Raw genomic sequence first — 9,484 nt, forward strand, 5'->3', positions numbered from 1 at the left:
GCGTTGGGGGCACTAGGCTGCTGCCGGCGTCGCCCCGCTATTCGTCGAGCTGCAGCAAATCGAGCCGCGCGTCGGGCAGCGCGTGCTCCCACAGGGCCCTTTCGAGGTCGTTGCGGTTGTCGCCGCCCGTGGCTTTCGGCAGGTCGAGCGCCGTTAAGGCCTGGTCGTCGAACTCGATCGGCGCCCCGTAAAGTTGGGCGATTTGCATCACCAGGCTTTCTATGTCCTCGCGGGCGATGTTCTCGGCGAGGTTCTTGAGCCTGATTTCTTCCGCAACCCGGATGATGTTGACGATCCCGTCGATCCGCAGGGCCTGCTGGACCTTGCAGTGAGAGTCGTCGCGCAGCCGGTTGGAAAATCCTCGCATCATTGGAAAACCCTCCTTTCGCGGGGGTCTATCCCTCTGTTGCGACCATGCGCTGGAGCAGTGCGGTTGGCAATACACAAATTTTAAAAACAATAAATAAATCAGCCGGTTAGCAAGGTATATCAAACGCGGGTTCACCGCATCGTTAGCATCGTTGGCTTCATTGCCAGTCGGCAAATCATCCCCTCTTGACGCCTTATGGCCGCTTCCTATTTCTACTCACAGTTAGGCACATACTAACTCCCCGTATTCGGCTCGGATGGAGGCGGAAGTGGTTGAGCTTGAACGGCCGCAAAGGTTGCAGATCATGCTGACCGACGAGGAATTGGCGGCGCTGGAAAACTGGCGTTTCGAAAAACGCATGCCAAGCCGCTCGGCCGCCGTGCGCGAGCTTTTGCGCCGTGGGCTGGCGTCCGATGGGTTTCTGACCGCTGATCTGGGCGCGAAGTCGCAGGATTTTGGCGTGATATCGCTGGATCGGAAGGTCGCAGATGGCTCCAGCGACTCGAAACCCTGAGCAGATGCACGCTCGCTCGCGGCAGATTGCCTTGACCTCGGCCGGCCCTAATTACCGTCCATGACCAATCCCGGGGGGACGTTCCGACACGATCCGAACGCCGATGCGCGCTTGGCCGCGATCGTCGATTCTTCCTACGACGCCATCGTTGGCAAGACTCTGGACAGCGTGATCACCGACTGGAACCACGCGGCCGAACGGATGTTCGGCCATACCGCCGAAGAGGCCATCGGCCGGTCGATCCTGATGCTGATCCCAGAGCATATGCAAGACGAGGAAACCGAGATCATCGGCCGCATCCGCAAGGGGGAGCGCATTCCGAGCTTTGAGACGGTGCGCAGGCGCAAGGACGGCTCGCTGATCACCGTTTCACTGACGATTTCGCCGATCAAGAACAATGCGGGCGAGATCATCGGCGCCTCGACGATCGCCCGCGATATCAGCGCTGCCAAGGAAAGCGAGCGCCGCATCCGGCTCTTGATGCGCGAGGTCAATCACCGCGTGAAGAACCAGTTCGCCGTGATCCTGTCGATGATCAGGGAAACCAGCAAGCGCTCCACCGATCCGGGCGAGTTCGAGGAACTGATCCGTTCGCGCATCATGGCGCTGTCGCGCTCGCACGATCTCCTGGTCACCTCCGAATGGGCCGGCGCCAGCCTGTTCGACCTGATCCAGGAGCATCTGAAGCCTTTCGGCCATGAGGAGCGCATCTCGCTTTCCGGGCCGCTCCTGACGCTGCAGTCCAACGCCGTGCAGAATCTCGGCATGGCCTTCCACGAGTTGGGCACCAACTCATCCAAATATGGCGCGCTGGCGGGCGAAGGCGGCCGCATCGAAATCACCTGGCAGGTCGAGCCCGGCCCGCAAGCGCAGCGGCGCTTTCATCTTCTGTGGCACGAGACATCCGGCGCGACGGCCGTTGGAGCTGAGCAGAAGACGAGTGAGCGCAAGGGCTTTGGCACCGTGGTGCTGCAGCGGGTGGCGCCGCAGTCGCTGAGCGGTTCCTCAAGTCTCGAACGCTCGCCCGGCAGCGTGAAATGGACGCTCGACGCGCCGCTCGAGGCAATCGTCGTTCCGCAGCTCGGGGCAGAGGGCGACACCGACTTCGGCGTCTGAGCGGCAGGCGGCGGGATTTCTGCCGTCCCACGCCGGCGACGCGCGTTTCGGGCCTGCCCGCCCGCCACTTGCAGCCTGATAGAAACGTAATTACATCAATCGCTAAGCGTGCAATGTCCACGCGGATACAGTTGCTTTGGTCAAGCTTCGTCTATGGAGGTTGTCATGCCAAGCAAACTGATGGAAGCAAGAAAGAGTCAGGACTGGATCACCCTGATCCTGGCGATTTGCCTGTTCATCTCACCATGGGTCATCGGATTCACCGCAGCGACGGTGCCCGCGTGGAACGCCTGGATTGTCGGCGTTCTTCTCGGCGCGCTGGCGCTCGCGACGCTTTCGGTGTTCGCCGAATGGGAAGAATGGGTAAACGTCGTCCTCGGGCTCTGGCTGATCGTGTCGCCCTGGTTGCTACACTTCGCGGCTGACACGTATATCATGGCCACGCATGTCGTTCTCGGCGTACTGGTGGTCGCGGCATCGGCCTGGGCTGTCTGGGACTTCCGTCATCCCCACGCTCATGCGTGAGCGGTGATTGAGCGGGAGCCCGCCGCGCAAGCGGCGAGCTCCTGCTACTGCGGCGTCTGGGCATCGGGCTGAGCGGCCATTGCAGCGTCTTCACGCGATTGCTGCAACGGGAAGCGTTTTGGTGCATTCTTGGGAATGGTTCTCGATGCTTAACCCCGACACCCCGGCCAAGTGCTGCTCATACTGCGGCGGCCGCGACCATGATTTCGAGGAATGCCCGAAACGCAAGGCCGACGCTGAGAAGGAAAAGGTGGAGCGGGAGCCGGCCGTGATCAGGCTCCCATATTCTCGTCACGCGTCCTCCAACCAGTAGATCGCGCCTTGCGTCGCCATAAAGACACCATGCGGCGCGGGCCTGCGCGGCCTGCGTCCACGGCTCGATTGCCGACAGGGATACCGTCGAGCCGACGTCTCAATTTGGCGCTCGCCTTATCCCCTCAGCGCACGCGCCGCCGCCTCGGCGAACGAGATGTCGCCCTTGATCTCGCGCATCGCCATCGAAGTTACCGTGCGGCGCACGCCGGGCAGGCGGCTGAGTTCTTCGCGCAGCATCCGGTCGAGCGCCATCATGTCGACGGTGACGATCTGGAGCAGGTAGTCGGCTTCGCCCGTGGTGGCGTAGCAGCGGCGGATCAGCGGGTGCTTCTTCACTGCCGCCTCGAAGGCATCCGACACCTCGAAGTCGATCGACACCTGAATGAAAGCCTCGATGCCGAAGCCGATCCTGGCCGGGTCGATGCGGGTCGAATATCCCCGGATAACGCCGGCCTCTTCCAACGCCTTCACCCGTTTCCAGCAAGGCGTCTTGCTCAAGCCGACCTCCTCGGCGAGTTCGCCGAACGAGATGCGTGCGTCGCGCTCAAGCGCGGCGACTATTCTGCGGTCGAGAGCATCCAGCGTCATTCGTTCTCCAATATGACAGAAGATATCGGCGATCGTCCTTCATTCCACGTCATTTGAATAACAGAAAGGAACAATGTTCAAGCCGAAAGCACTATCCTTGTCGCCAAGTCGAAAAGTTGCCGCGAGGAGGATAAGCCATGGACAAGACGGAATATCACGCTCGCATCGAGGCCCCCGAGATGCGCGACTACGGCGTCTATCTGAAATGCGACAAGCTTCTGACCTGTCAGAAACCGCTCTCTGACATGGTCAACGCCGACGAGCTGCAGTTCCAGATCGTGCACCAGGTCGAGGAACTCTGGATGAAGCTCATCGCCTATACACTGGTCGATGTGCTCGACTATCTGGAGAGGCAGGACACTCACCGCATCATCACGCTGATGGGCCGCGTGCACCGGCTGATGCGCATGATGACGGCGCAGCTCGATCTCCTGGAGACCATGTCGCCCAAAGAGTATCAGCAGATCCGCCTGCAGCTCGGCAATGGCAGCGGCCAGGAATCGCCAGGTTTCAAGCTCTTGCTGCGCCTGCCGCCGGATCTTTGGCGGGCCTTCAGGCATGCCTATCTCGACGGCCGCGAGCTGACCGTGGAAGATATCTATGACGAGCACTACGACCACGGTGATTCCTATGTCGTGGCCGAGGCACTGATCGAGTTCGACGAGCTGTTCCAGAAATTCCGCGCCAACCACCTCTATCTGATCCACCGCTCGATCGGGCTCGGCGCGAAGTCGCTGAAAGGCAGGCCGGTGGAGATCCTCGAAGGCGGCGCCCGCCACCGCTTCTTCCCCGAGCTCTGGGACATTCGCTGCGCCATGACGGACCGCTGGGGCGCCGAATACGGCACCGTTCGGGATTCGATCAGCCATCTGCCGCAACTTTCTCCTTCTCCCCTTGTGGGAGAAGGTGGCCGCGAAGCGGCCGGATGAGGGGTGTTCCAGGGAAAGCCAGCGTTTCACTCCGCTGGAACACCCCTCATCCGTCTCGGCGCTGAAGCGCCGATCCACCTTCTCCCACAAGGGGAGAAGGAGAAAGTTGTGGCGCCTCGCCAAACAATTTTTTCCAGCGCCTGTCGGAACCATCTCTCTCCGCCCGTCCTTGGGGGCATCAACCGCTTCAACAATCCGGAGGACATCGTGGAAATGCAGTCGACCTGGCAGACCGCCGCCATTCTCATCGCCCGCCTGATCTTCGCCGCCATGTTCGCGATGGCCGTCGCCTTCAAGCTGATGGATATCGGCGCCACTGCTGGCTACATCGCGGCCGCCGGCTTCCCGTTCCCGCTGTTCCTGGCCTGGTGCGCGGCGATCCTCGAAGCGTTGCTGGTGATCGCCTTCCTCACCGGCGCTTATCTGACGCCGTTGGCGTTGATCGGCGCCGTCTACGTCACCTTCCTCGGCTTCGCCTTTCACGGCCCGTCGCACTGGGCCGGAAACCAGGCCGAGTTTGGCGCCTTCATGTCGCATTTCCCGTTCGCCGCCGGCCTGCTCTACGCCGCCGTCCACGGCCCGGGCAGCGTGCTGGCCGTCAAGCTGGGTTGGCCGGGCAGGGCATGAACTTTCCTTCTCCCGTTCTACGGGAGAAGGTGGCCGAAGGCCGGATGAGGGGCGGCGCTAACATTTCAAGACAAGGCGCCTTCCCACATGCTCACATCTGATCGTTATACGGCTCTTTCATCTGGCCGACCATGCGCGCCAGCTTCGAGAAGGAGGGCATGTCGGCCTCCGGCTGGCACTGGTTGGCGAGTTCGAGCAACCGGATCGGGAAGTTGACGGCGTCGCGGCTCGAGGCCGACATGCCTTCCGAGCGCTCCTCGCTGGTTTCGCTGGCCTCCGCCTTGCGCAGCGCGATGTCGATCTCCTCGACCGTCAGCACGCCCTTGCGCACCAGCACCTGGTTGACCGAAGCGACGGCCATCAGGAGGCCCTCGAGCTGCAGATTGGCGACATTCATGGCTTTTGCTCCCATTGACCGGGGTGAAACGCGCGAGCCGCGGTTACGATCCGGAGATGCGCGAGCCTCGCTTAGGCCTCCATCCAGCGCTCTCCATATTCGCTCCAAAGCCGCCTGATCTCGCGGTTGCCGAGCGGCGGCGTCTGGCGATCGCCGTAGAAGACAGCGACGGCGCTGAGGTCATATTGGCCCTCGGCCTGGGCGATGAAGCGGATCGCTTCGCCGAGCGGTCTCGAATGGAAGATCGGATCGGCCTGGCCCCGGCCCAGGCTGCGAACGCCCGAAATGCTTGCTGGCACATGCCGCATCCGAAAGACGGATGCCATGCCAGGTTTGTCCATGCCTGCTCTCCGCGATTCCCCTTAGGGAATGATCCCATAAGCATCGGCTAATGACCAGCCCGGGACGGCCGCCGGAACAGAGCAGGCCCAGCAGAACCTCGGAAACAGGCGGCGAGGAAAGAAAAAGGCCGGGCGCGAAGGCCTGGCCTTTCCTTCCGCGCGGGCGCCGCAAGGCAATCCTCGCTCACTGTTGTTTTTCGCCTCGGCTCTCTAGCCGGGCCGGAAATGCCTACCTGTGCCAACGATGCAGCCAGTCCGGCTCGGGGGCGGAGCTTCGGCTGATCGCCATGCCGGCCAGCAAGCCGACCAGGCCGCCGATCAACATCGCGGTCGAGAAGGTGCCGGGGTTCTGCTGCACGGTCTCCGAAACGCTCTGCGCCTGGCTGCGCAACTGGCTCGCCGCGCGCGACGCGCGGTCAGAGGCGCCGCTGTAAAGGTTCGAAGCCCGGTCGGCCGCGCCGCGATACCAGCCATGCGCGGTCTCTGCGGCTTCCCCGGCCTGTTCGGAAAGCGTGCGGTTCAGCCGGTTCACCTCACGCTTCAATTCGGCGATCTGCTTCTTCATCGCGTCTTCCGATGCCCGCGAGGCTCGTGCGCTGCTGCGGGACGCGGGACGGTTGCGCGTGGCGCGCGCGGCGGCGGTTTTCGCGTTGCCGTTGGCTGAATTGGTGGTGCTGCTGTCATTGTCTGCCATCGGTCTCTCCTTTTTGCCTCCTGGGAACGAACGGCCGAGCCGTGCCATTGTTCCCCCGCGGTTTCCGCAGGCGCGCCGCCAGACCAAAAGACGAGGGCCACGAAGCGAACTCCACGGCCCTTGGTCCAAGCCCGATGCCCTTGCTTGCCGCAGTTACTTGCTGCAGTTGTTGTCGTTCACGTTCGGCTGCACCGTGGTGGCGGTGCTGTTGTTGGCATCGCCCATTGCGCCCTGCGGATGATTCGCGCAGTTCTTGTCGGCGCTCGAATTCATGTCGCCGCCTGTGATGCTGCCGGTCGTGCCGGTATCGGGCGGAGCGGCCTGGTCAGGCGACGGCGCGGCCGGCGTCTTCGGCTCGACGGTAACGGTCTGGCCGCTGCCCGTGCCGTCATTTCCGGCGGTACCCGCGTTCTGGGCCATCGCCGCCGTCGCGAGGCCGATGGTCAAGGCCGAAGCTGCAAGAATCCTTGTAAGCATGATCTCTTCTCCTCGGTTGCGAGACGGTCATCTGTCGCGTTGCGACTAGGGGTGGAATCCGTCGGACCAAGGTTCGTTCCGACAAAAATTGTTGTGATCTGGCCCGGCGTTTCAATCTATAGGTGTGGCGCGCACGGGGGCTTTGCCGCCGGTATTTTGAGAAATTTAGGAAAATGTACCTAATTATATACTTGACGTACCAGACGGAATTTGCGATAACAAACCCAAGGAGTTACCGCAATGTTCGATCTGACCGCCGAGATTTACCACGACGCCGACAAGGCCCGCGAACATCTGGAAGCCATCCATTGGCCGCACGGTCCGTTCTGCCCACATTGCGGTAACGCCAATCCCGAGCGCATCACCAAGCTTGCTGGCAAGTCCACGCGCCCCGGCGTCTACAAGTGCAATGAATGCCGCCAGCCTTTTTCCGTTACAGTCGGCACCGTGTTCGAACGCTCAAAAATCCCGCTCAATAAGTGGGTGCTGGCGTCGCATCTCTATGCCTCGTCCAAGAAAGGCATGAGCGCGCATCAGCTGCACCGTATGCTTGGCGTCACCTACAAAACCGCCTGGTTCATGGCGCACCGCATTCGTGAAGCCATGAAGGAAGACACTAAGTCGTCCGGTCCGCTCGGCGGCGAAGGCAAGACCATCGAAGCCGATGAAACCTATATTGGCAAGCGCGACGTTCCTTACGTCTCACCGCAGCGCAAGGGCCGTCCGTTCATCAAGAAGGGCAAGAGCGGCGGCGCCCAGAAGCGTACCGTTGTTGCGCTGGTCGAGCGCGGCGGTTCCGTCCGTTCCTTCCATGTCGAGCACGCCACGAAAGCTACCGTGCGCGACATCTTGGTCCGCAACGCCGATCGCAAATCGACGCTCTACACCGACGAGAGCAACCTCTATCCGATCACCGGCCTAGAGTTTGCCACGCACGACACCGTGAAGCATTCGGCGAAGGAATACGTTCGCGGCATCGTTCATACCAACACCATTGAGAACGTGTTCTCGGTCTTCAAGCGCGGCATGATCGGCGTCTATCAGCATTGCGGCGAAGCGCATTTGCACCGCTACCTTGCCGAGTTCGATTTCCGCTACAATCGCCGCGCCGCCTTGAAGATTTCGGACGCTGAACGCGCCGCAGATCTGCTTCGTATGGCCCGCGACAAGCGCCTTACCTATCGGCGGATTGGTGAAACCAGTCTCGCCTAAGCAGAAGGCGCGAAAACTTCTCCGTATGCGCAAGAAACGCCGACTCGACTCCGAGTAGGCGCTTCACCATTATTTCGCCGGTCTTGTGATTCGGTCGTCACCACACCTCACGGGCACACCTCCAAGGCGGGCCACTGCCCGAGAAAGGAGGTGATACGCATGAGCAAGACCCACAAGATCGGCCAGAGTGCCGTGACGGGCCGCTTTACGTCGGTGAAAACCGCGCAAAGCAAACCCAACACGCACATTGTTCGCACGATCAAAAAGTAAGGCGGCCTAGCCGTCTTCTTCCGGGCGGTTGTTCTTCGCGGGATTGCCGCCCGGTTTCTGTTTTGCAGGCTTCTTGGTTAATGGCCGGTTAACCGGCTTCTTGGCCGTCCTATGGTCCGGCGGCGTATTCAAAAGGCGGCGCAATACCTCGTCGCCCTTTTCCTGGTCTTTGTCTTTTTGAGCATCTGACATGGCTGCCGATCTTAACGAAACGAAAGAGCGTATCCAATGGTGTCGGAATCGCTCCACAATTCTAGCTGCCGAGATCGATGCATTTATCAGGTCCGGCGCATACCAGATATCGCACGAAGTCGATCCGATAAGCGGCGACGCCACGCTCTATATCGAATTGGCTAAGGAGCCGCCCCGCTCGCTAATCATTGAATCTGGGCTCATCATCCATGAGCTAAGGGCAAGTCTAGACGCTTTGGCCTGTGTTCTTGCCGTTCGAAACGGCAAAGGGACCAAAAACGTTTACTTTCCCGTGTCCCGAGACCTCGCCGTTTTCGAGGACGACGGCCTCAAGCGAAAACTCAGAAATCTTTCGCAAGCCGACCGTGACGTCATCGCTGGATTGAAGCCCTACGCCGATGGCAACCCGATGCTGTTCGCGCTCCATTCCGCCGATCTGTTGCGAAAGCACCAGCGATTGATGATGACGACGCAGGACATCGGTCAAATCGGCTTCCGTCAGGCCCTCATCACGACAGGACAATTTTTCGGCGTTAGCCCCCTGACTAAGAAAAGGCAGCGATTTGCCATCCTCGGAAAGGGTAGCTGGATTGAGGCTGACATGGGGGTAGATATAAACCTCTCCGAACCGGAAGGGCTTCGGGGTCGCCCACTGGCGACCGTGCTCCGCGATTTCACGAGCCTTACGGAGTCTATCGTCAAACTGTTCGATTGATGTGCCGGCCTGTCCCGGTCGTTGTAGCGAATCGCTCATTGGTACGTCAAGTATATAATTAGGAAAATGTACCTAGAGGCTATTGCCTGGTGAAGGCAGCTATGCTACTATTTTGTCCATGGTGCTGATTTGCGCCAACGACCCGCCGCCGGCGGGTTTTTTGTTTTTCGCGCCATCCATTCTTTCGAAGCGCTGGCGGCGC

Annotated in this window: 14 protein-coding genes; 7 read left to right on the top strand and 7 right to left on the bottom strand. The window is 60.8% G+C overall.

What is annotated here, in order from left to right:
- Window positions 1-37: 37 nt before the first annotated feature.
- Entirely contained in the window at window positions 38-370 is a 333-nt protein-coding gene (locus tag LB535_RS11260; protein WP_224632209.1) for a hypothetical protein, read from the bottom strand.
- Window positions 371-638: 268 nt separating this feature from the next.
- Between LB535_RS11260 and LB535_RS11265 the strand changes: the two genes are divergently transcribed.
- The 3 genes from LB535_RS11265 (at window position 639) to LB535_RS11275 (ending at window position 2,525) form a co-directional block, all read left to right on the top strand.
- On the top strand, window positions 639-884 hold the full coding sequence (locus LB535_RS11265) for a hypothetical protein (protein WP_095768404.1): 246 nt from the start codon (window positions 639-641) through the stop codon (window positions 882-884).
- Between the two features lie 60 nt (window positions 885-944).
- A complete protein-coding gene (locus tag LB535_RS11270) occupies window positions 945-2,000 on the top strand; it encodes a PAS domain S-box protein (RefSeq protein ID WP_224632210.1) in 1,056 nt (351 codons plus the stop codon).
- Window positions 2,001-2,165: 165 nt separating this feature from the next.
- A complete protein-coding gene (locus tag LB535_RS11275) occupies window positions 2,166-2,525 on the top strand; it encodes an SPW repeat protein (protein ID WP_224632211.1) in 360 nt (119 codons plus the stop codon).
- Window positions 2,526-2,954: 429 nt separating this feature from the next.
- Here the strand turns inward: LB535_RS11275 and LB535_RS11280 are convergent, their stop codons facing one another.
- Window positions 2,955-3,428 (bottom strand): Lrp/AsnC family transcriptional regulator, encoded by a 474-nt coding sequence (locus LB535_RS11280; protein ID WP_095768406.1) that lies wholly within the window; start codon window positions 3,426-3,428, stop codon window positions 2,955-2,957.
- Window positions 3,429-3,565: 137 nt separating this feature from the next.
- On the opposite strand from LB535_RS11280, the gene LB535_RS11285 reads away from it, so the two are divergent.
- Window positions 3,566-4,357, top strand: a complete 792-nt coding sequence (locus LB535_RS11285) for a tryptophan 2,3-dioxygenase family protein (RefSeq protein ID WP_224632212.1) — start codon at window positions 3,566-3,568, stop codon at window positions 4,355-4,357.
- A gap of 213 nt (window positions 4,358-4,570) precedes the next feature.
- On the top strand, window positions 4,571-4,984 hold the full coding sequence (locus LB535_RS11290) for a DoxX family protein (RefSeq protein ID WP_140841066.1): 414 nt from the start codon (window positions 4,571-4,573) through the stop codon (window positions 4,982-4,984).
- A 91-nt stretch (window positions 4,985-5,075) separates the two neighbouring features.
- Here the strand turns inward: LB535_RS11290 and LB535_RS11295 are convergent, their stop codons facing one another.
- The 4 genes from LB535_RS11295 to LB535_RS11310 all read right to left on the bottom strand — a co-directional run bounded on the left by LB535_RS11295 (window position 5,076) and on the right by LB535_RS11310 (window position 6,893).
- A complete protein-coding gene (locus LB535_RS11295; RefSeq protein WP_095768409.1) occupies window positions 5,076-5,381 on the bottom strand; it encodes a hypothetical protein in 306 nt (101 codons plus the stop codon).
- Between the two features lie 71 nt (window positions 5,382-5,452).
- On the bottom strand, window positions 5,453-5,707 hold the full coding sequence (locus LB535_RS11300) for a hypothetical protein (RefSeq protein ID WP_224632213.1): 255 nt from the start codon (window positions 5,705-5,707) through the stop codon (window positions 5,453-5,455).
- A 244-nt stretch (window positions 5,708-5,951) separates the two neighbouring features.
- On the bottom strand, window positions 5,952-6,416 hold the full coding sequence (locus LB535_RS11305) for a hypothetical protein (protein WP_224632214.1): 465 nt from the start codon (window positions 6,414-6,416) through the stop codon (window positions 5,952-5,954).
- Window positions 6,417-6,569: 153 nt separating this feature from the next.
- Window positions 6,570-6,893, bottom strand: a complete 324-nt coding sequence (locus tag LB535_RS11310) for a hypothetical protein (RefSeq protein ID WP_224632215.1) — start codon at window positions 6,891-6,893, stop codon at window positions 6,570-6,572.
- A 240-nt stretch (window positions 6,894-7,133) separates the two neighbouring features.
- Between LB535_RS11310 and LB535_RS11315 the strand changes: the two genes are divergently transcribed.
- Window positions 7,134-8,105, top strand: coding sequence for an IS1595 family transposase (locus LB535_RS11315; protein ID WP_224632216.1), 972 nt, complete (start codon window positions 7,134-7,136; stop codon window positions 8,103-8,105).
- A 276-nt stretch (window positions 8,106-8,381) separates the two neighbouring features.
- Here the strand turns inward: LB535_RS11315 and LB535_RS11320 are convergent, their stop codons facing one another.
- Window positions 8,382-8,567, bottom strand: coding sequence for a hypothetical protein (locus tag LB535_RS11320; RefSeq protein WP_224632217.1), 186 nt, complete (start codon window positions 8,565-8,567; stop codon window positions 8,382-8,384).
- Between LB535_RS11320 and LB535_RS11325 the strand changes: the two genes are divergently transcribed.
- Entirely contained in the window at window positions 8,566-9,282 is a 717-nt protein-coding gene (locus tag LB535_RS11325) for a hypothetical protein (protein ID WP_224632218.1), read from the top strand. The genes LB535_RS11320 and LB535_RS11325 overlap by 2 nt on opposite strands.
- Window positions 9,283-9,484: the final 202 nt, after the last annotated feature.

Origin of the sequence: Mesorhizobium sp. CA10 (assembly GCF_020165285.1) — a bacterium.
Taxonomy (GTDB): domain Bacteria; phylum Pseudomonadota; class Alphaproteobacteria; order Rhizobiales; family Rhizobiaceae; genus Mesorhizobium.